Raw genomic sequence first — 1,039 nt, forward strand, 5'->3', positions numbered from 1 at the left:
AATTTCTTCAAGATGTATCAGCGCAGGGTTTAACACTGATCTTTCCTGCGGCATATTTGAACAGCCCTTCATCGATGTTTGGTCATACCCTAATGCGCATCGACAGCTCTACACATAAAAGCGATCTACTTTCGTACAGTATTAATTATGCTGCCAACGCCGACCCGAACGATAACGAACTTGTTTTTAGCTACAAAGGCCTGAATGGAGGTTACCCAGGTGTTTTTTCGGTATTGCCGTATTATGAAAAAGTAAAAGAATACAATTACCTTGAATCCCGAGATGTGTGGGAATACGAACTAGACATAAACAATCAGGAATTGCAGCTATTCATGCTCCATGTCTGGGAGATTAAAGATACGCATTTCGACTATTACTTTTTTACTGAGAACTGCTCGTATCATCTTCTAACACTTCTCGATGCTTCTAGTACAAGATTTGAGTTATCAAAACAATTCAGCACAGATGTAATTCCAGCCGATACAGTTAGAGCCTTGCAAGAAGCCGGACTCATTAAGAGCGCAAGGTTTAGACCTTCGATGCAAACAGCATTAAAGCACCGCCGTAATCAAACTTCTTATGCGACACAGCAATTTGCTGAACAGCTATTAAATGAACGAAATCGGGAAGTATCAGAGCTCACATCAACATCAGTGTTAAGTGACAAACATAAAGCTCAGGCAATAGAACTTGCAGTATCCATCGCGCGATACCGAGCTAAAGAAGAGCCTGATGAAGCTGCGTATTACAATAAGCGTACAATCAGACTATTGTCCGAACGAAGTAAAATTAAAGTAGATCAAAGCTTTACGAGTACACCGACGCCTAAAACACGTGATGACCAAGGCCATCGATCTCACCGCTGGTTAGCGCGCTCCGGTCATGACATAGATGGCAATTACATCGGACTTGATCTTCGGATGTCTTATCATGATTTCTTAGACCCTGTACTGGGATATATCCCAGGAGCTCAACTCGAAATCATTCACGCGAAGTTTAAGTCTTATCTTGATAAGCCAGAGTCAAACGCTCAATTTCA

Annotated in this window: 1 protein-coding gene; it reads left to right on the top strand. The window is 41.8% G+C overall.

The annotated features are described in order from the left end of the window. Positions 1-1,039 (top strand): DUF4105 domain-containing protein (locus A3738_RS28905; RefSeq protein ID WP_156504587.1); only part of this gene is annotated, 1,039 nt, incomplete at both ends.

The sequence above is a fragment of the Oleiphilus sp. HI0066 genome, from assembly GCF_001635725.1.